Annotated in this window: 19 protein-coding genes and 1 pseudogene; 13 read left to right on the top strand and 7 right to left on the bottom strand. The window is 68.6% G+C overall.

Annotated elements, in window-relative coordinates; all coding sequences use genetic code 11:
• Window positions 1–220: 220 nt before the first annotated feature.
• Window positions 221–700 carry an Hsp20 family protein gene (locus tag B2Y21_RS02800; protein WP_125899449.1) on the bottom strand — a complete coding sequence of 160 codons (480 nt, stop codon included), beginning with the start codon at window positions 698–700 and terminating at the stop codon, window positions 221–223.
• 264 nt (window positions 701–964) lie between these two features.
• Between B2Y21_RS02800 and B2Y21_RS02805 the strand changes: the two genes are divergently transcribed.
• The 3 genes from B2Y21_RS02805 to B2Y21_RS02815 all read left to right on the top strand — a co-directional run bounded on the left by B2Y21_RS02805 (window position 965) and on the right by B2Y21_RS02815 (window position 3798).
• Window positions 965–1765: a class I SAM-dependent methyltransferase gene (locus B2Y21_RS02805; RefSeq protein WP_292056722.1), complete on the top strand. Its 801-nt coding sequence runs from the start codon at window positions 965–967 to the stop codon at window positions 1763–1765.
• 93 nt (window positions 1766–1858) lie between these two features.
• Window positions 1859–2770, top strand: coding sequence for a class I SAM-dependent methyltransferase (locus B2Y21_RS02810; protein WP_292056724.1), 912 nt, complete (start codon window positions 1859–1861; stop codon window positions 2768–2770).
• 137 nt (window positions 2771–2907) lie between these two features.
• A complete protein-coding gene (locus B2Y21_RS02815; RefSeq protein WP_292056755.1) occupies window positions 2908–3798 on the top strand; it encodes an alpha/beta fold hydrolase in 891 nt (296 codons plus the stop codon).
• A gap of 4 nt (window positions 3799–3802) precedes the next feature.
• On the opposite strand, the gene hisN is transcribed toward B2Y21_RS02815, so the two are convergent.
• Together hisN and B2Y21_RS02825 are read right to left on the bottom strand one after the other, a co-directional pair.
• Window positions 3803–4585 (bottom strand): histidinol-phosphatase, encoded by a 783-nt coding sequence (gene hisN / locus B2Y21_RS02820; RefSeq protein ID WP_292056726.1) that lies wholly within the window; start codon window positions 4583–4585, stop codon window positions 3803–3805.
• Window positions 4586–4712: 127 nt separating this feature from the next.
• Window positions 4713–4934, bottom strand: a pseudogene (locus B2Y21_RS02825) (helix-turn-helix domain-containing protein); the annotation flags it as partial.
• 173 nt (window positions 4935–5107) lie between these two features.
• Between B2Y21_RS02825 and B2Y21_RS02830 the strand changes: the two are divergent.
• Window positions 5108–5365: a GlsB/YeaQ/YmgE family stress response membrane protein gene (locus B2Y21_RS02830; RefSeq protein WP_003168780.1), complete on the top strand. Its 258-nt coding sequence runs from the start codon at window positions 5108–5110 to the stop codon at window positions 5363–5365.
• Between the two features lie 71 nt (window positions 5366–5436).
• On the opposite strand, the gene B2Y21_RS02835 is transcribed toward B2Y21_RS02830, so the two are convergent.
• Window positions 5437–5898, bottom strand: coding sequence for a superoxide dismutase (locus tag B2Y21_RS02835; RefSeq protein WP_292056728.1), 462 nt, complete (start codon window positions 5896–5898; stop codon window positions 5437–5439).
• 130 nt (window positions 5899–6028) lie between these two features.
• Here B2Y21_RS02835 and B2Y21_RS02840 point away from each other — a divergent pair, with 130 nt between their 5' ends.
• The gene (locus B2Y21_RS02840) at window positions 6029–7693 is read left to right on the top strand and encodes a GNAT family N-acetyltransferase (protein WP_292056730.1); all 1665 of its coding nucleotides are present in this window, start codon (window positions 6029–6031) and stop codon (window positions 7691–7693) included.
• Between the two features lie 62 nt (window positions 7694–7755).
• Here the strand turns inward: B2Y21_RS02840 and typA are convergent, their stop codons facing one another.
• Both typA and B2Y21_RS02850 read right to left on the bottom strand, forming a co-directional pair.
• The gene (gene typA / locus B2Y21_RS02845; protein ID WP_292056757.1) at window positions 7756–9588 is read right to left on the bottom strand and encodes a translational GTPase TypA; all 1833 of its coding nucleotides are present in this window, start codon (window positions 9586–9588) and stop codon (window positions 7756–7758) included.
• 155 nt (window positions 9589–9743) lie between these two features.
• Window positions 9744–10790: a YeiH family protein gene (locus tag B2Y21_RS02850; protein WP_292056732.1), complete on the bottom strand. Its 1047-nt coding sequence runs from the start codon at window positions 10788–10790 to the stop codon at window positions 9744–9746.
• 81 nt (window positions 10791–10871) lie between these two features.
• Here B2Y21_RS02850 and B2Y21_RS02855 point away from each other — a divergent pair, with 81 nt between their 5' ends.
• The gene (locus tag B2Y21_RS02855; RefSeq protein ID WP_292056736.1) at window positions 10872–11759 is read left to right on the top strand and encodes a LysR family transcriptional regulator; all 888 of its coding nucleotides are present in this window, start codon (window positions 10872–10874) and stop codon (window positions 11757–11759) included.
• Between the two features lie 6 nt (window positions 11760–11765).
• Here the strand turns inward: B2Y21_RS02855 and B2Y21_RS02860 are convergent, their stop codons facing one another.
• Window positions 11766–13814, bottom strand: coding sequence for an OPT family oligopeptide transporter (locus tag B2Y21_RS02860; protein WP_292056738.1), 2049 nt, complete (start codon window positions 13812–13814; stop codon window positions 11766–11768).
• Window positions 13815–13918: 104 nt separating this feature from the next.
• Here B2Y21_RS02860 and mutM point away from each other — a divergent pair, with 104 nt between their 5' ends.
• The 7 genes from mutM to B2Y21_RS02895 all read left to right on the top strand — a co-directional run.
• On the top strand, window positions 13919–14782 hold the full coding sequence (mutM, locus tag B2Y21_RS02865) for a bifunctional DNA-formamidopyrimidine glycosylase/DNA-(apurinic or apyrimidinic site) lyase (protein ID WP_292056741.1): 864 nt from the start codon (window positions 13919–13921) through the stop codon (window positions 14780–14782).
• 98 nt (window positions 14783–14880) lie between these two features.
• Entirely contained in the window at window positions 14881–15345 is a 465-nt protein-coding gene (locus tag B2Y21_RS02870) for a hypothetical protein (protein ID WP_292056744.1), read from the top strand.
• A gap of 24 nt (window positions 15346–15369) precedes the next feature.
• Window positions 15370–15858, top strand: a complete 489-nt coding sequence (locus tag B2Y21_RS02875; protein WP_292056746.1) for a hypothetical protein — start codon at window positions 15370–15372, stop codon at window positions 15856–15858.
• A complete protein-coding gene (locus tag B2Y21_RS02880; RefSeq protein WP_292056748.1) occupies window positions 15858–16076 on the top strand; it encodes a helix-turn-helix transcriptional regulator in 219 nt (72 codons plus the stop codon). Before B2Y21_RS02875 ends, B2Y21_RS02880 begins: the two co-directional genes overlap by 1 nt.
• A 41-nt stretch (window positions 16077–16117) precedes the next feature.
• Window positions 16118–16903: an enoyl-CoA hydratase gene (locus B2Y21_RS02885; RefSeq protein WP_292056750.1), complete on the top strand. Its 786-nt coding sequence runs from the start codon at window positions 16118–16120 to the stop codon at window positions 16901–16903.
• 166 nt (window positions 16904–17069) lie between these two features.
• Window positions 17070–17339: a 30S ribosomal protein S20 gene (rpsT, locus tag B2Y21_RS02890; RefSeq protein ID WP_040346357.1), complete on the top strand. Its 270-nt coding sequence runs from the start codon at window positions 17070–17072 to the stop codon at window positions 17337–17339.
• A gap of 514 nt (window positions 17340–17853) precedes the next feature.
• On the top strand, window positions 17854–18216 hold a 363-nt coding region (locus B2Y21_RS02895; protein WP_292056754.1), incomplete at its 3' end, for a DnaA N-terminal domain-containing protein.

The following is an 18216-nucleotide window of genomic DNA, read 5'->3' on the forward strand; positions in this document are numbered from 1 at the left end:
CCCGCCACAACCGCCAACGGCAACACCATGTTCAGCGGCGACAAGGCCGACTGACGCCCACATGTCCGCCGTGACGCGCGCGCCTCCCCTTCCGCTCATCCCGGCGTCCGCCGGGATGAGCGGGGGTAAAGCTCATCTCCCAATTTGACGGGCTTTCACGCACGAAAAAGGGGCGACGCGAACGCCGCCCCTTCGACTTTTCAGTCAGGCGTGAGGCCTTTTAGGCCGCCTTCTTGGCCTTGGTCTCAACCTTGCCTTCGATCAGGGTCGAGCCGGTGGCGATCTCGATGCTGCGGGGCTTGAGGGCCTCGGGCAGTTCGCGCTTCAGCTCGACGGTCAGCAGGCCGTTGGCCAGGGCCGCGCCCTTGACCACCACATAGTCGGCCAGCTGGAAGCGGCGCTCGAAGTCGCGCTCGGCCAGGCCGCGATGCAGATAGGTCTTCTGGGGGGCGCCGTCGTCGTTGGCGGCCTTCTTGCCGGTGACGGTCAGAAGGTTCTCCTTCGCCTCGATGTTCAGCTCATCGGCCGAGAAACCGGCGACGGCGATCTCGATGCGATAGGCGTCCTCGCCGGTCGTCTCGATGTTGTAGGGGGGCCAGCCGTTTTCCTGGCTGGAGCGCGCGGCGCTTTCCAGCTGGCGGGCCAGGCGGTCGAAACCGACGGCGGAACGGTACAGCGGCGAGAAATCATAGGTACGCATGGGTCATCCTTCTGACATTCAGCAAGGTTGAGCCGCCCGGCGATTTGGCCCCGGACGACGGAGGGTTTCAGTCCCGGCGGTCCGTAATCGGCCCCGTCAGGTCTGGAGAGCCCAGGATCGGCGCTCTCGGATGAAGAGGTAGGAGGCCGTTTTCCGAGCGCAAGGGGCGCGCGAAATCGTCGCTTTCGGCCTCTGCGCCTTGCCGTGGCCGCGAAGCGCCGTAAGGGTTTACCCTTCCTTGTCCAGGATCGACCGGAGCCCGCCATGCGAACCTTCGCCCTCAGCGCCGTCGCGGCGTGTCTGCTCGCCTCGCCCGCCCTCGCCCAATCGGGCCCGCCGGAGGCCGCGTCGCTGCCGCACCGCCAGGGTCTGTCGATGGAGATGCCGAGCTTCTCCGAGGATGCGGCGCTTCAGGCGGCCGTGGCCGCGACGACCCGGCCCGAGGCCGACCGCGCCCGCGACGGCGAGCGTCATCCGTTCGAGACCCTGACCTTTTGGGGGCTGCAACCCGGTCTGACGGTGGTGGAGATCGAGCCGGGCCGCGCCGGCTGGTGGCGCAACATTTTGGAGCCCTATGCGGCGGCGACCGGCGGGCGCTACGTCCCGGTCAACCGCCCGACCGAGGGCATGGGCGTCGCCGACGGGACGGCGGACATGGTCGTGGTGGCCCGCGCCTTCCACAACTGGTCGCGCGACGGCCGGGCCGAGCCCTATCTGGCGGTCTTCTTCACGGCGCTGAAGCCCGGCGGCGTGCTGGCGGTCGAGCAGCACCGCGCGGCCGAGGGGCTGAACGTGACCGAGACGGCGCCGAACGGCTATGTGCCCGAGAGCTGGGTCATCCACGCCGCCCGCCGCGCGGGCTTCGAGCTGGAGGCCCGCAGCGAGCTGAACGCCAACCCCAAGGACGACCGCGACCACCCGTTCGGGGTGTGGACGTTGAAGCCCACGCGCACCTCGGAACGTGACGGCCGGGCTCTGACGGCGGATGAGCGCGCGGCGCTGGACGCCATCGGCGAGAGCGACCGGATGACCCTGCGTTTCCGCAAGCCCTACGCGGCGGACTGACGGCCCGATGACAATGCAGTGCGTGGTTTTGACCCTGGCGCAGAAGCGCCTTAAGCCCCAAGCGAAGACACCCGGCGGCGAGAGGAAGCGCGCATGACAGAACGATCGACGCGGCGATCCGTCCTGACCGGCGCCAGCGCCTTGGCCCTGGTCGCGCCCCTGTTCGGCCTGGCGGCCTGCGGCCGCAAGGAAGAGGCGCCGACGCCCACCGCGCCCGACGCGCCCAAGGGCCCGCCGGAAGGCTCGCTGGAATGGGCGGTCGCCGGGGCCTGGCGTCCGGCGGACGACAAGGCGCGCGACGCCTGGCGTCACCCGGTCGAGACCCTGCGGTTCTTCGGCCTGCAGCCTAAGATGACGGTGGTCGACTTCTGGCCCGGCAGCGGCTGGTACGCCGAAATCCTGGCCCCCTATCTGAACAAGGGCGGCGGCGCCCTCTATCTGGCGGGCTTCGTCGAGGGGCCGAACGCCGACCCGGCCCAGGTCGCCATCAACAACGCCCTGAAGGCCCGCATCCTGGCCGACAAGAAGCTGTATGGCCCGGTGCAGTTCACCGCCTTCGGTCCCGGCTCGCCGCCTGTGGCCCCGGCGGGGACGGCCGACATGGTGCTGTTCATGCGCTACATCCAGGCCTGGATGGCGGCCGGGATCGCCGAAAAGGCCTTCGCCGACGCTTTCACGGCCCTGCGCCCCGGCGGCATCCTGGGCATCGAACAGCATCGCCTTCAGCCGGACGAGGATCAGGATCCGGCCGCCGCCAACGGCTATGTGCAGGAGGCCTTCGTCAAGCAGTTGGCCCAGGAGGCCGGCTTCATCTTCGTCGAGGCGTCCGAGATCAACGCCAATCCGGCCGACACCAAGGACCATCCGTTCGGCGTCGAGACTCTGGCGCCGCGCCGCCTGACGGCGCCCTTGGGTCAGCCCGCCGATCCCGAGTTCGATCGGGCCAAGTATGACGCCATCGGCGAAAGCGACCGCATGACGCTGAAGTTCAGGAAGCCCGAGTGAGCCGCACCGCCGCCTTCGCCGCCCATGCGCCCCTGATGGGGGTGCCCGGCGCCGCCAGCCCGCCGGGAGGCGAGGGCGACTGATTCCGCGGCGCCGGGGGCCTGCGCCTGCGCGCCGGCTTCTGGACGCCCTCGACCCTGCAGGCCAAGACGCCGCGCGGAACGGTCGTTCTCAGCCCCGGCCGCACCGAACCGATCGAGAAGTATTTCGAGCTGATCGGCAACTTCCTGGCGCGCGGCTTCTGCGTCCTGGCCCATGACTGGCGCGGTCAGGGGCTGTCGGCGCGGCTGCTGCCGGACCGCCTGCGCGGCCACGCCCGCGCGGTCGAGGAATTCCTCGACGACTACGCCCGCCTGCTGGACGCCTATGAGGCGCGGGCGCCCAAGCCGTGGATCATGGTCGGCCACTCGATGGGCGGCGCCCTAAATCTGCTGACGTTGGAAGGCGATGAGACCCGTTTCGCGGGGGCCGTCCTGTCCAGTCCCATGCTGCGCATCAAGACCGGCAAGCGGTCGATGTGGACGGTCAAGCTGGCGGTGCGCTGGGCCCTGCGTCACGGCAAGGCTGGGGACTATGTGCTGGACGATCCGGATGATCCCTTCGACCACACCTTCGAGAAGGACGGCCTGACCTCGGATCAGGCGCGCTACGATCTGTGGCGGCAGCAGCTCTACGCCTGCCCGCACCTGGCCATCGGCGGCCCGACCTGGGGCTGGCTGGCCTTCGCCCTGGATGCGGGCGAGCGGGCGCTGAAGCCCCGCGCGCTCAAGAGCGTGAAAATACCGGTCTGCGTGGTTCAGGCGGCCGAGGACGACAAGGTGTGGAAGCAGACCAACCGCTGGGCGGCCCGGCGCATGGGTCGCGGTCGCTATGTCGAGGTGCCGACAGCCAGGCATGAGGTCATCATGGAGGTCGACGACCTGCGCGGCGTCTTCCTGCACGAGTTCGACGCCCTGGCCGACTATGTGGCGCCGGGCGCCGCCGCGCCTTCGGCCTCTCCGGCCGCGCGGACCGCCGAACCGGCCTGATCCGTCAGGAAAGGCCGAGCAGGGACAGGGCTTGGATCGTCAGGCGCGCGTCGCCGGCCGCCAGGACGCGGCCGTCGGCGTCGTACGGCGCGCCGCCTCGCCAGTCAGTGAAGCGGCCGCCCGCGGCCTCGACCAGAGGCTTGTGCGCCGACCAGTCCCAGACCTTCAGCTCGCTTTCGGCCACCAGGTCGATGCGCCCGGCCGCGACCATGGCGTAGGCGTAGCCGTCGCACCCCAGTCGGGCCAGGCGGGCCGAGGCGCGCAGGCGGTCCCAGGCGGCGCGGTCGGCGCCGATGAAGATCTCAGGGTCGGTGGTGGCGATCAGGGCCTGACCCAGATCGGGGCAGGCGCGGGTCTTCAGCGGGGTTTCGTGATCGCCTTTCAGCAGGCGCGCGCCCGACGGGCCGCCCAGGAAGACCTCGTCCAGATAGGGCTGGCCCACGGCGCCGATCACGGGCGCGCCCTCCTGGCGCAGGGCGATCAGGGTGGTCCACAGGGGCAGGCCGGCGATGAAGGCGCGGGTGCCGTCGATCGGGTCCAGCACCCAGACGTGGTCGGCGTCGGGGCGATCCTCGCCGTATTCCTCGCCGATGACGCCGTGATCGGGATAACGGGCGGCGATCAGGCGACGGATGGCCGCCTCGGCGGCGCGGTCGGCCTCGGTGACGGGGTCGAAGGCACCGGGGCCGCCCTTGTCTTCCTGCGTGAAGTCGCCGCGGAAGAAGGGCAGGGCGACGCGGGCCGCTTCATGCGACAGGGCGACGGCGAAGGATTCCAGCTCGGTCATGCCCCGGCCATACACCGCCCGGCGCGTGATGGCCCCAAATTCATTGAATCAAGGGTTCATTGAGCCGCGAAGGCGATCAGGCGGCGGCGGCCAGGGGCGCGTCGGGCCGAGGCTGGCTGTTGTCGGGGCTGTCGCCCGCGCCGTCGTAGAAATAGCTGACCGGCGTCTGCAGCGCCTCGGCCAACTCCCACAGGCGGGCGGCCGAGATGCGGTTGGCGCCGCATTCGTACTTCTGGATCTGCTGGAAGCGTATGCCGACGCGGTCGCCCAACTGCTGCTGGGTCAGACCCAGCAGGCGGCGACGGCGACGCAGGCGACGACCCAGGTGAAGGTCGATCTCGGCGGGCATGACGACTCTCCTGTCTCCCTCGGCCTGTGCCGGATCGGCACGGACAAGGGGACGCGCCGCAAGGCCTGTGCCGTTTTCGCCCCAAGGGCGAGAGGCTGAGGCGAAGGCGCAACCCGACGCTCGCCCGCGCATTACGGCCAAGGCAGTCAGCTTTTCAGGAAGGGAAGAGAAGCATGGGTGGATTTGGATTTATCGCCTGGATCATCATCGGCATCGTCGCCGGATGGCTGGCGGAGAAGATCATGAAACGGGATCACGGCCTGCTGACCAATCTGATCGTCGGCGTCGTCGGCGCCCTGATCGGCGGGTTCCTGGCCAACAACCTCTTGGGCGTGGACGCCGCAGGCAATTGGATCGTCGGCATCATCGTCGCCACCATCGGCGCCGTGGTCCTGCTGTTCCTGCTGGGCCTGGTGAAGCGGCGGACCTGATCGCGGTTTCATCACACAAGAAAAAAGGGGCGGCCCGTCGGGCCGCCCCTTTTGCCGTCGAACCAGACGATTTAGTGAGGTTCGTCGCCGTTCGGTTCGTCGCTGGTCGGCTCATCGGCCGGCGGAGCGTCGGCCGGAGGGGCGTCAGCCGCGGCGTCCGGGGTCGGTTCAGTCGTGTCCGAGGCGATCGGAGCGGCCGACTGAATGTCCGAGGCGCTGGCGTCGACGACGATGTCGGCGCCGTCCTGACGGATGCCGGCCAGCGGCACGGGGCGGACCTGGCCATCGGCGGTGCGGACGGTCAGTTCCTGACCGTTGGCGCCGTTCTGGACGCCGACCAGCTTGCCGATCTCGGCGCCGTCGCTGCCCTTGACGGTCGAGCCCGGCGTGAGGGTCAGGCTCTGGGGAGCCGCGGCCGCCTCAGCGGGAGCCGGTTCGGGCGTCTGCGGCGTCGTGGCGTCCTGGGCGAAAGCCGGGGCGGCGATGAGGAAGGCGCCGGCGATGCCGGTCAGCAGGGCGGTCTTGCGGATCATGAGAAACTCCTGGAAGGGCGAGCCCGGCGCTCGCGAAAAAATGAACCCCCGTGATCTCTGATGGTTTCACCTGCCCTGAAATGACCTTTTACTCGCCCCAAACGACCGATTCTTGCTCTTCGGAGGTTGATTGACCAAACCGAGCGCAAAACACGACCCTTGGCGCATCACGCGGCGACTGGCGGGGCTGGCCTATGAGCTGACGCCGCAGATGTTCGCGGTCGCCACCTTCCTGCTGGGCGGGGTGATGCTGCTGTCGGCGGTGACGCCCGCCTTCAGCGACCGGCTCAGCGCGCTCGGGCGCTTCTATCCGCCGTTGCTGATCGATCTGTCCCACTTCGCGGCCAGCGTGACCGGCTTTGTCCTGCTGCTGATCTCGGCGGGGCTGTGGCGGCGGCGGCGCGGGGCCTATTACGCGGCGCTGGCGGTCCTGATGGTCGGGGCGGTCTTCTCGCTGATGAAGGGGCTGGACTGGGAGGAGGCGATCGAGCTGACCCTGGCGGCGGCCCTGCTGACGCCGTGCCGGTCGGCCTTCAATCGTCGCTCGCGCCTGGGCGAGCCGCTGCGGCCGGGCTGGCTGCTGATGCTGGCGGCGGCGGTGGCGGCCATGCTTTGGCTGGGCCTCTTCGCCTATCGCGACACGGCCTATACCGACGAGCTGTGGTGGACCTTCCTGGTCGACAAGCAGGCCTCGGGCTTCCTGCGCGCCGGGGCGGTGCTGGCCCTGCTGACTCTGGCGGTCGGGGTGCGCTCCCTGTTGACGGCGCCGGGCGCCCGCAGTCACGGCCCCGCCGCGCCGGCCGATGTCGAACGCGCCCGACTGGCGCTGGAGACGGCTGAGATCGCCACGCCCGAGGCGGGCCTGGCCCTGCTGGGCGACAAGGCCCTGTTGTTCAGCCCGTCAGGGCGCAGCTTCATCGCCTATCGCGTGCGCGGCCGACGCTGGATCGCCATGAGCGAACCGGCGGGCCTGAAGGAAGAGCGGTTGGAGCTTCTCTGGGCCTTTGCCGAGATGGCCGACAGCTACGGCGGGGCGGCGGTCTTCTATTCGGTGGGCGAAGGGCTGCTGGCCGATCTGGCGACGCTGGGCCTGGCCATGCGCAAGGTCGGCGAGGCTGCGGTGATCGACGCCGCCCATTTCACGACCGAGGGCAAGGGCAAGCAGAACCTGCGCACCGCCGTGAACCGGGCCGAACGCGAGGGCGCCAGCTTCGAGGTGGCCCCGCCCGGCGCGGCGCGGGCGCTGGAGGTCGAGTTGCGCGCCGTGTCCGACGCCTGGCTCAAGCATCACAACGGCTCGGAGAAGGCTTTCTCGCTGGGTCGGTTCGACCTCGACTATCTGGACCGCTCGCCGGTCGCCGTGGTGCGCGAGAACGGCCGCATCGTCGCCTTCGCCAATCTTCTGGTCGGGGCCGGCGGGCGCGAGGCGATGATCGACCTGATGCGTCATGATCCCGAGGGGCCGCATGGGATCATGGACTATCTGTTCACCCGCACGGCCCAGTGGGCGCGCGAGCAGGGCATGGAGCGGCTGGACCTGGGCATGGCGCCCCTGTCGGGTCTGGAGGATCGCCGCATGGCGCCGGTCTTCGCTCGCGTCGGCGCCCTGGTGTTCGAGGAGGGGGGCGCCGTCTACGGCTTCCAGGGCCTGCGCGCCTACAAGGCCAAGTTCGGCCCCGTCTGGCGGCCCAAATTCATCGCCGCCCCGACGACCACGCCCCTGGCTCTGGCCCTGCTGGACGTGGCCTTGTTGACCAGCGGCGGCTGGCTGGGCCTGCTGGGGCTGAAGAAGTAACCGCCAGCCACAAAAAAGGCGGCCCGCAGGGGCCGCCTTCTTCATTTCGGCTGGTCGCCGGATCAGTCGGCGCGGACGCGCTTCTTGCGGAAGGAGGGGTTCAGGATTTCCTTGCGCAGGCGGATCGACTTGGGCGTGACCTCGACCAGTTCGTCTTCCTCGATATAGGCGATGGCCTGTTCCAGGCTCATCTTGCGCGGCGGGGTCAGGCGCACGGCCTCGTCCTTGCCCGAGGCGCGGACGTTGGTCAGCTGCTTGCCCTTGATCGGGTTGACGTCCAGGTCGTCCCAGCGGCTGTTCTCGCCGATGATCATGCCCTGATAGGTCTTCTCGCCGGCGTTCACGAACATGACGCCGCGATCTTCGAGGTTCCACAGGGCGAAGGCGGCGGTGTCGCCGTCCGAGTTCGACACTAGAACGCCCTTCAGGCGGCCTTCGATGGCGCCCTTGTGCTCTTCATAGTGCGAGAACACGCGGTTCAGCACGCCCGAGCCGCGCGTGTCGGTCAGGAACTCGCCCTGATAGCCGATCAGCGAGCGCGACGGGCACTTCAGCTGGATGCGGGTCTTGCCGGCGCCCGACGGGCCCATGTCGGTCATTTCAGCCTTGCGGGCCGACAGCTTCTCGATGACGACGCCCGAGAATTCCTCGTCCACGTCGATCATGACGTCTTCGATCGGCTCCAGCTTCTGGCCGTTCTCGTCGGTCTGATAGACCACGCGGGGACGCGAGATCGACAGCTCGAAGCCTTCGCGGCGCATGTTCTCGATCAGCACGCCCAGTTGCAGTTCGCCGCGGCCGGCGACTTCATAGGCGTCCGAGCCCGGCGTCTGGGTGATGCGGATGGCGACGTTGGCTTCGGCTTCCTTCAGCAGGCGGTCGCGGATGACGCGCGACTGCACCTTGTCGCCTTCGCGACCGGCCAGCGGGCTGTCGTTGACGCCCACGGTCATCGAGATGGTCGGCGGGTCGATCGGCAGCGACGGCAGGGCCTCGGTCACTTCCAGGGCGCACAGGGTGTCGGCCACGGTGGCTTTCGACATGCCAGCGATGGCGACGATGTCGCCGGCTTCGACGCCGTCGTCGATCGGCTGACGCTTCAGGCCGCGGAAGGCCAGCACCTTGGTGATGCGGCCCTGTTCGATGGTCTTGCCGTCGCGCGACAGGGCCTTGATGGCCATGCCCGGAACCGCCTTGCCCGAGTGGATGCGGCCGGTCAGCAGGCGGCCCAGGAAGGGGTCGCTTTCGATCAGCACGTTCAGGATCTGGAACGGCTCGTTGACGCGGGCCTGGGCGGCCGGCGCCGGGACGTGGTCGACGATCAGGTCGTACAGCGGGTGCAGGTTCTCGCTCGGTTGAGCCAGGTCCAGCGTGGCCCAGCCCGAACGGCCCGAGGCGTAGATGACCGGGAAGTCCAGCTGCTCGTCATTGGCGCCCAGGGCGGCGAACAGGTCGAAGGTCTCGTTCAGAACGCGGTCCGGATCGGCGTGGGCGCGGTCGACCTTGTTGATGCACAGGATGGGACGCAGGCCCATGCGCAGGGCCTTGGTCAGCACGAACTTGGTCTGCGGCATGACGCCTTCTTCGGCGTCGACCAGAAGGACGCAGCCGTCCACCATGCCCAGGATGCGCTCGACCTCGCCGCCGAAGTCGGCGTGACCGGGGGTGTCGATGATGTTGATGCGGGTCTCGCCCGCCTTGCCGTTCCACAGCACCGAGGTGCATTTGGCCAGAATGGTGATGCCGCGCTCGCGCTCCTGGTCGTTGGAGTCCATGGCGCGTTCCGTGGTCGCCTCATTGGCGCGGAACAGGCCCGACTGGGCGAGGAGGGCGTCAACCATGGTCGTCTTGCCATGGTCGACGTGGGCGATGATGGCGATGTTGCGCAGGTTCATTTCGGGCTCGGGCGGACTGTGTTCGGTCACGGATGGGCCGCGCCGCTGCAAGAAGGTTGCAGAGAAGGGAAGGGTTCGGGGCGCCTCTTACAGGGATGCGGGCCAAAACGCCAGTCCAGTGCGTAATCGCGTTCAGCGGCCGCCGCCGCCAGACTTCAGCCCAGCGGCAGGAAGGCGATCACCGCCAGCGCCAGCAGCCCGATCAACAGGGCCGACAGGGCGGCGACGGCGGCGACGCGCGGTCCGGCCCGCGCCACGGCGCGCGGATCGACCATCAGCCCCAGCGCCGCCATGGCGATCAGCGTCAGGGCCGAGACGGAGGCCTGCAGCGGCGGCAGGATCGCCTCGGGCAGCCAGCCCAGCGAACGGACGGCCATCAGGGCCAGGAAGACCAGGATGAACCAGGGCGCCATCTGGTGCAGCTTGGGTCCGCGCCCGGCTTCGCTCTGTTTCGAGCGCATCAGGCCCAGCACCAGGCAGACCGGCCCCAGCATCAGCACCCGCACCAGCTTGACCACGGCGCCCGTCTGGACGGCGGCCAGACCGGCGGGCGCGGCGGCGGCCAGCACCTGCGGCACCGCATAGACGGTCAGGCCCGCCAGCACCCCGACCCGCGTGGCGTCATAGCCCATCATGGCCCCGACCACGGGAACCAACAGCACCACGGCGACGCCCAGCACGGCGGTGAAGCCGATGGCGGCGGCCACGTCTTCGCCCTCCGCCTCGATGACGGGGGCGACGGCGGCGATGGCCGAGTTGCCGCAGATGGCGTTGCCGCAGGCGACCAGCAGGGCCATGGCGTGCGGCAGGCCGAACGCCCGGCCCAGGGCGTAGCCGCCGACAATGGCGACGGCGACCACGCCGACGATGGCCAGCAGCAGCCAGGGACCGAGCGCCACGACCGCCGCGCCCGAAACCGTGGCGCCCAGCAGGGCCACGGCGACTTCCAGCAGGGTCTTGGCGCTGAAGCTGACGCCCGGCATCCATAGCGACGACGGCGTCCAGATCAGGCGCAGCCCCGCTCCGATCAGGATGGCCAGCACCAGGCCCTCGATCCACGGATGCTCGAACAGTCGGGTCTCGACGATCTGCAGCCCATAGGCGGCACCGCCGATGGCGGCCGACAGCGCTACGCCGGGCAACAGGCGCGCCGGGCCCGTCAGGCGGCGGGCAGGGGCGGCGGGGTCGAGGGCGACGGTCATGCGGTTCTTATCCGCTCCGCCATCTGATCGATCCAACGCGTAGTTATGGACTTAACGATCAATATAATTGATCAATAAGCCATGACGCTGGAACAGCTCCGCATCTTCGTCGCCGTGGCCGAGCGCCTGCACATGACGCGGGCGGCCGAGGCGCTGCATCTGACCCAGTCGGCGGTCAGCGCGGCGGTCAATGCGCTGGAGACGCGACACGGGGCGCGGCTGTTCGACCGGGTCGGGCGCGGCCTGGCCCTGAACGCAGCGGGAACGGCCTTCCTGCCCGAGGCGCGGGCCGTGCTGGCGCGGGCCGAGGCGGCCGAGCGGCTGCTGGACGAACTGGCGGGGCTGAAGCGCGGCTCGGTGCGGCTGTTCGCCAGCCAGACCATCGCCGCCTATTGGCTGCCGCCGCGCATGGCCGCCTTCGCCCAGAGTCATCCGGGCATCGAACTGCATCTGTCGATCGGCAACACCCATCAGGTGATCGAGGCGGTTCTGGCGGGCCAGGCGGAGCTGGGCCTGATCGAGGGCGCCGAGGACGCGCCCCGACTGGAGCGGACACGCATCGCCGCCGACCGGCTGATCGTGGTGGCGGCGCCGGGGCATCCGCTGGCGGATCGAGACAGGGAGTTGGCGGCGTCTGACCTGAAGGCGCTGGACTGGGCCCTGCGTGAGGCGGGATCGGGCACCCGCAGCGAGTTCGAGGCGGCCCTGCCGCGCGGCCTGGCGGCGTCGGACCTGAAGACGGCGCTGGTGCTGCCGTCTAATGAGGCGATCCTGACGGCGGTGGCGGCCAGCGCCGGGGACGGCGGCGGCCTGGTCACGGCGATCTCGGAACTGGCCGCCCGGCCCCTGATCGAGGCGGGGCGGCTGGTTCGTCTGCCGCTCGAACTGCCCGAGCGGCCCTTCTATCGGCTGCGGCACCGCGAACGCGGGGCCAGCCGGGCGGCGGAGGCCTTCACCGCCGCCCTTTAGTCTGACTTAGACCTGAGCCGAACGGCGGCGCACCCAGGCGTAGAGGGCGTAGGTCAGGACGACGAAGGCGACAACGCCTGCGATCATGGCCGGCCATGCGGTCTTTTCGGGCAGCAGGGCGAAAGGCGCCTCGTTGCGCGTGCTGACGATGACGGCGGCGGTGAAGACGCCGAACAGGCTCTCGCCCACGATCAGGCCGGACGCCAGCAAGACGCCCATGCGGCGGGCCACATCGGCGTAGCGGGTCGACTTGACCGCCCGGTCGTACAGCCAGCCGCAGACCGCGCCGATGACCAGCATGGTGGTGACGGCGGCCGGCAGATAGACGCCGATCCCGGCGGCCAGCGGCGGCAGCTTGATCTTATCGTTCGTCGTGCGGCGCAGGATGATGTCGAGGATGATGACCAGAACGCCGACCACGGCGCCGATGCCGATCAGATCCCAGCGCAAATCGCCGCTGATGACGCCCTTGGCCAGGGCAGAGATCAGGGTCGCCTGAGGCGCCGCCAGGGTCTTGGAGCCCTGGACGATGGCGGGCGGGCCGCCTTCGAAGCCGAAGGCCTGGTTCATCATGTCCAACACGAAGGGGATGACCAGGGCGCCGGCGACGACGCCGACCAGCAGGGCCGTCTGCTGACGCCAGGGGGTGGCCTCGACCAGCTGGCCGGTCTTGAGGTCTTGAAGGTTGTCGTTGGCGATGACGGCCACGGCGAAGACCACGGCGGTGACGATCAGGGCGAAGGCGACGATGGACGGGTCGGCGGGAACCCCGGCGATGGCCAGCACGCCCAGCATCAGCAGGGAGGCGATGATGATGGCCAGGATGCCGACGCCCGACACCGGGCTGTTGGACGAACCGATCAGACCGGCCATGTAGCCGCAGATGGCGGCCACGGCGAAGCCGATGACCACGACATAGACCAGGCCGCCGATGACCAGCAGCGGGGCCGATCCGGCCAGGCTGGTGCCCTGAGCCACGACGGCCAGCAGGACGGCGATGCCGACCAGGGCGGCGACCGAGATCAGGCCGACCAGCTTGATGGGAATGTCCTGCTCGGCCAGCTCCAGCGTCTCGCCGTGGGCGCGGCGCGCCTGGGCGGAAATGGCAGAGGCCAGGCCGGCGGCCAGGGGTTTGGCCAGCTTGGCCAGGGTCCATAGGGCGGCGACGCCGATGACGCCGGCGCCGATGAAGCGGACCTCCTGGGCCCAGACGCTGACGGCCAGGCGCTCGGCGCCGGCGTCGGCCGGAACTGTGGCGGCGATGGACGGCACGCCGTTGGCGGCGGCCCAGGCGACGAACTCGGGCGAGGTCAGGATGGGCACGAAGATCAGCCAGGCCAGGACCAGGCCGAACAGCTGGGTCAGGCCGACCGCCAGACCGATCAGGTGGCCGGCGCCCAGCAGGGCGAACTGCATGGAGAAGCCGACGCCGGTCGCCCCGCCGCCCATGGCGGCCGGAAGGCGCAGGAAGGCGGTGGTCTCATGGGCGAAGACGCGGGCCGAGGCCAGGAAGCCGAAGAAGGCTGAGGCGATCGCCCCGCCGACGACGACGAACAGGCCGGACTTGTTCTCGCGCACGGCCTCTTCGGTCTGCTCCGCGCCGGGCGAGCCGACCTTCAGCACCTCGGCGGCGGCGACGCCCTCGGGGTAGGGCAGGCCGCCCTGGACGACCAGGGTGCGGCGCAGGGGAATGGAGAAGGTCACCCCCAGCACCCCGCCCAGGACGCAGATCATCACCGACTCCCAGAAGGGGAAGTTCATCCACCAGCCGATCATCACCAGGCCGGGCAGGACGAAGATGATGGCGCTCATCGAGCCGCCGACCGAGGCGACGGTCTGGACGGTCATATTCTCCCAGATGGTCGAACCGCGGAACGCCCGCAGCAGCGCCATGGAGATGACCGCCGCCGGTATGGCCGAGGCGAAGGTCAGGCCGACCTTCAGCCCCAGATAGGTGTTGGCCGCCGTGAAGACCGCCGCCAGCAGACAGCCCAGGATCAGGGCGCGGATCGTCAGTTCGATGCGTTTGCCGGTTCCGGCGGGTTTGTCCGTCATGCGGGAGCCTCGTGAATTTGCCGGGAGGCTAAGCCTGAAAGCCAGGCCGTGACAACGGGGCGCGCCTCTTCTCTGGCGCCCTTTCAGCCGCTACCTCTGCATTCATGCCCGAATTACCCGAAGTCGAAACCGTCCGTCGCGGCCTGGAGCCCGTGCTGGAGGGCGCGCGCCTGACCGCGCCGCGCCAGAACCGGCCGGACCTGCGCTTTCCTTTCCCGGAGCGCTTCATCGAACGGCTGGAAGGGGCGACGGTGCTGCGGCTGGAGCGGCGCGCCAAATATCTGCTGTTCCCTCTGTCGACCGGCGAGACCTGGGTGACGCATCTGGGCATGACCGGCCGCTTCACCCTGGAAGGCGTCGCCCCCGGCGTGTTCGAGACGGACGCCCCCATTGTCGGCAAGCATGAGCATATGAGTCTGACGGCCGACCGGGGCGGGGTGCTGACGCGGCTGGGCTACGCTGATGCGCGCCGTTTCGGCTTCATGGGTCTGATCCCGACCGAGGCGGTCGAAGGTCACGCCTGGTTCGCCAAGTTGGGGCCGGAGCCTCTGGGCAACGCCTTCTCGGGCGCGCACCTAGCCGAGGCCTTCGCGGGCAAGGCGCAGAACATCAAGGTCAGCCTGCTGGACCAGAGCATCGTGGCCGGTCTGGGCAACATCTATGTGTGCGAGGCCCTGTATCGCGCGCGCATCTCGCCCCTGACGGCGGCGGGCAAGGTCAGCCGCCCTCGGTTGGAGCGGCTGGCGCTGGAGGTCCGCCATGTGCTGGGCGACGCCATCGCGGCGGGCGGCTCGACCCTGAAGGACTTCGCCAACGTCGAGGGCGGCCAAGGCTATTTCCAGCACAATTTCGACGTTTACGGCCGCGAGGGCGAGGCTTGCCGTACGGAGGGCTGTTCCGGCGTGGTGGCGCGCGTGGTCCAGGGCGGGCGCTCGACCTTCTTCTGTCCGGTCTGCCAGAAACGGTGAAATGTCGAATAAACTCGACTTGATGTAAAAAATAATAGACTCAATGTCTGCGTTGTGCGACATCGCCTCATCGCTTGGGATCAAGGAGGGGGCGGCCAATGTCGTTCAGGGAAAAGCTGTCGTGGGGCGTGTTGCTGACCACGTCGACGGTGTGGGGGTTCTATTTCGTGCGACTGGGGCTGAAGGCGGCTGACGGCTCGCTGACCCAGAATCTGGTGCTGTGGACCATGGGGGCTTGCATCGGCTTCAGCATCGCGGCCCAGGTCGGCGTTTCCATCCTGGCGGCGGTCAGCACGCCGAAGGCCGAGCGGGGCGTGGTCGACGAGCGCGAGCAGGGCGTGGCCCTGAAGGCCAGCTACACGGCCTTTGTGACCATGAGCGGCACGCTGGGGGCGCTGTCGGCCTTTGGTTATAATTATGCCCTGCGTCATCCGGATATGCTGGGGCCTGACCCTCTGGCGCCGGCTTTGCTGCTGGCGGCCAACGGTTTCATCTTCGCCCTGGCCCTGTCGGAGGTGGTGCGCCATGCGATCCTGATCACCCGGCTGCGCCGGGTCGTCTGAACTGCGAAGGACAAGGAGCGCGTCATGAGCTTTCGCGAGAAGCACCTGTGGGTGGCCATCATCGCCGGGTTGGCGGTCTGGGGCGCCTACGCCTGGAGGTTCGGCGAGCGGGTGCTGGCCGGAGGGCTGAAGCAGGCGGACTTCGCCGCCGACATGGGCGGTCTGTTCATCCTGGGCCTGATCGCTGTGGTGGTTCTGGAAAGCGGGCTGACGGCCCTGGCCATGTTGACGACGTCCAAGGCCGAGCGCCGGGCGCGCGACGAGCGTGAAGGCGCAGCGACGCTGCAGGCCAGCCACGTGTCTCTGATGCTGTTGATCGGCCTGCTGGTGACGATCTCGGCGGTCGCCTATGGCGTCGGCTTCTGGGGCAGCCTCAAGCCTGAGGGGCTCGCGCGGTGGATGATCCCCGGCAACGGCCTGGTGCTGGTGGCCAATGCGGTCCTGGGCTGCGTCATGGCGTCGGAGCTGGCGCGCTGGGCCCTGTCCCTGGCCCTGTTGAAGCGGGGGCGGTGATGAGCAAGACGCCGCCGCCCATCAGGAACCGCATCCGCGAACTGCGCTTCCATGCCAATGAGATGACTCAGGCCGACCTGGCCGCGCGCATCGGCATGACGCGCCAGACCATCGTCGCCATGGAGCAGGGCAAATACTCGCCCAGCCTCGAAGCCGCCTTCCGCATCGCCCAGGTCTTCGGCGTCGAGATCGGCGAGGTGTTCCAGTGGGAGGGCTGAGGCGCTAGACCACCCTGCAACGAGCATAGAGGAGCGCCCAGATGGCCGACGCCTATTCCACCCTGCTGATCGAACGCCATGCCGACGGCTATGCGGTCGTCACCCTGAACCGGCCCGAGGCGCTGAATGCGCTGAACACCACCTTGACGGGCGAGCTGGGCGACTTCCTTGAGAGCGTGGCCGATGACGACAGCGTGCGCTGCATCGTCCTGACCGGCTCCGTGAAGGCCTTCGCGGCGGGCGCCGACATCAAGGAGATGGCGGATCAGGCCTATGCCGACATGTATCGCGGCAACTTCTTCGCCCGCGCCCATGACCGGGTGGCGAACTTCCGCAAGCCGATCATCGCGGCGGTGTCGGGCTACGCCCTGGGCGGCGGCTGCGAGCTGGCCATGCTGTGCGACTTCATCATCGCCTCGGACACGGCGAAGTTCGGCCAGCCGGAGATCAATCTGGGCGTGGCGCCCGGCATTGGCGGCTCTCAGCGCCTGACCCGCGCCGTGGGCAAGGCCAAGGCCATGGATATGTGCCTGACCGGCCGGATGATGGACGCCGTCGAGGCCGAACGCGCCGGGCTGGTGTCGCGCGTCGTGGCGTCCGACGCCCTGCTGGACGAAGCGCGCGCCGCCGCCGCCAAGATCGCCGGCCAGTCGATCCTGGCCGTCATGGCCAATAAGGAGCTGGTCAACGCCGCCTTCGAGACGACCCTGGCGCAAGGGGTGGTGTTCGAGCGTCGTCTGTTCCACTCCCTGTTCGCCTTCGACGATCAGAAGGAGGGCATGGCCGCCTTCGTCGAGAAGCGCAAACCGGCTTTCACGGGTCGCTGAATCCGTGTCGGGGCCGGACGCTGCGGGGCGCAAACCCCGGCCCCGACTCAATTCCCGCCGGATCGCGTTGACCGTTCGGGGGCTTTCCGCTATAGCCGCCCGCTCTTGAGATTTTCTCGCCGTGGACGTGTGGTTTACGGCGTTTTCGTTCGAAGGTTTTTACCCGATGGCCAACAATGCAGGCGCCCGCAAGGCGATCCGCAAGATCGAAGCGCGGACCGAAGTGAACAAGGCCCGCCGCACCCGCGTGCGCACCTACCTGCGCAAGTTCCAGGAAGCCCTGACGGGCGGCGACGTCGAAGCCGCCAAGGCCGCCTTCATCACCGCTCAGTCGGAACTGATGCGCGCCGTGTCGAAGGGCGTGGTTCACAAGAACACCGGCTCGCGCAAGGTCAGCCGTCTGGCCGCCCAGCTGAAGAAGCTGTCGGCCGCCTGATTTCGCAGGGCGCTCGGACGGGTCTTCACGGCTTCGTCAAACGGCGCAATGTGACGGCTACGGAAGGCCTGTAACGGGCATTTCGTAAAAGAATGTAAGAATTTCAACGGCGAGGAAGCGCAAGCTCCCTCGCCGTCTTGCTGTCTGGAGCTAAGTGACGCTTACGGATTCTGGTTATGGATTGGGGCGAAATCGCCATTTTCCCAAGCCCTGCCGAGGTTTGCCGGAGTCAATCAATTTAAGTGCGAATCTCGACTCGAATCAGCGTTGATCTCCGCCGCGCCGGGGGTAAGTTGAAGGGGTAACGCGCTTCCGTCCTGTTGGGATGAAGACGAGGGAAATCAATGGTTTCCCTTGGCGCGAGATGTCTGTCTGTGAGTACGACCCCGCTTGCGAAGCCCCGCTTCGCGAGGCGAGAGAAGTCGTCCCTGGACGTGGCGTCTCGAAGGGCGTTCGTCGGTGATAACTCTTGTGGCGGGTGTTCTGAATGATCGGGGGCGCGGTAATGGCGGGAATGACGGATCCCAACCGTATCTGGACCGAGGCGGCGGACCGCCTGAAGGCTGAGATCGGGGATGGTCCCTTCAGCTCCTATATCGCGCCTTCCGCCGTGCGCGTGGATTCCCAGGGCAATCTGATCCTGGTGACCCCGACGGCCTACGCCCGCGATTGGGTGCGCAAGAACGCCCTGCGTCGCATGAACGAGCTGTGGCTGGGCCTGGACGGCCTGTCGCGCCGCCTGGAGGTGCGCTGCCGCGCCGAGATGGGTTCGGCGCCGCCGTCGGGCCTGCGCGACGCCCCGCGTCTGGCTTCGATCAGCCCCGCCCCGATCGCTCCGGCCGCCGCCGCGCCCGCCTTCGCCGCCGCGACCGACGGC

The sequence above is a fragment of the Brevundimonas sp. UBA5936 genome (assembly GCA_002430835.1).
Classification (GTDB): domain Bacteria; phylum Pseudomonadota; class Alphaproteobacteria; order Caulobacterales; family Caulobacteraceae; genus Brevundimonas.

Bases quoted from the DNA above. Each gene is read 5' to 3' on its own strand.
- B2Y21_RS02800 (WP_125899449.1), bottom strand. From the start codon at position 700: ATGCGTACCTATGATTTCTCGCCGCTGTACCGTTCCGCCGTCGGTTTC.
- B2Y21_RS02805 (WP_292056722.1), top strand. From the start codon at position 965: ATGCGAACCTTCGCCCTCAGCGCCGTCGCGGCGTGTCTGCTCGCCTCG.
- B2Y21_RS02810 (WP_292056724.1), top strand. From the start codon at position 1,859: ATGACAGAACGATCGACGCGGCGATCCGTCCTGACCGGCGCCAGCGCC.
- hisN (WP_292056726.1), bottom strand. From the start codon at position 4,585: ATGACCGAGCTGGAATCCTTCGCCGTCGCCCTGTCGCATGAAGCGGCC.
- B2Y21_RS02830 (WP_003168780.1), top strand. From the start codon at position 5,108: ATGGGTGGATTTGGATTTATCGCCTGGATCATCATCGGCATCGTCGCC.
- B2Y21_RS02835 (WP_292056728.1), bottom strand. From the start codon at position 5,898: ATGATCCGCAAGACCGCCCTGCTGACCGGCATCGCCGGCGCCTTCCTC.
- typA (WP_292056757.1), bottom strand. From the start codon at position 9,588: ATGAACCTGCGCAACATCGCCATCATCGCCCACGTCGACCATGGCAAG.
- B2Y21_RS02850 (WP_292056732.1), bottom strand. From the start codon at position 10,790: ATGACCGTCGCCCTCGACCCCGCCGCCCCTGCCCGCCGCCTGACGGGC.
- B2Y21_RS02855 (WP_292056736.1), top strand. From the start codon at position 10,872: ATGACGCTGGAACAGCTCCGCATCTTCGTCGCCGTGGCCGAGCGCCTG.
- B2Y21_RS02860 (WP_292056738.1), bottom strand. From the start codon at position 13,814: ATGACGGACAAACCCGCCGGAACCGGCAAACGCATCGAACTGACGATC.
- mutM (WP_292056741.1), top strand. From the start codon at position 13,919: ATGCCCGAATTACCCGAAGTCGAAACCGTCCGTCGCGGCCTGGAGCCC.
- B2Y21_RS02870 (WP_292056744.1), top strand. From the start codon at position 14,881: ATGTCGTTCAGGGAAAAGCTGTCGTGGGGCGTGTTGCTGACCACGTCG.
- B2Y21_RS02875 (WP_292056746.1), top strand. From the start codon at position 15,370: ATGAGCTTTCGCGAGAAGCACCTGTGGGTGGCCATCATCGCCGGGTTG.
- B2Y21_RS02880 (WP_292056748.1), top strand. From the start codon at position 15,858: ATGAGCAAGACGCCGCCGCCCATCAGGAACCGCATCCGCGAACTGCGC.
- B2Y21_RS02885 (WP_292056750.1), top strand. From the start codon at position 16,118: ATGGCCGACGCCTATTCCACCCTGCTGATCGAACGCCATGCCGACGGC.
- rpsT (WP_040346357.1), top strand. From the start codon at position 17,070: ATGGCCAACAATGCAGGCGCCCGCAAGGCGATCCGCAAGATCGAAGCG.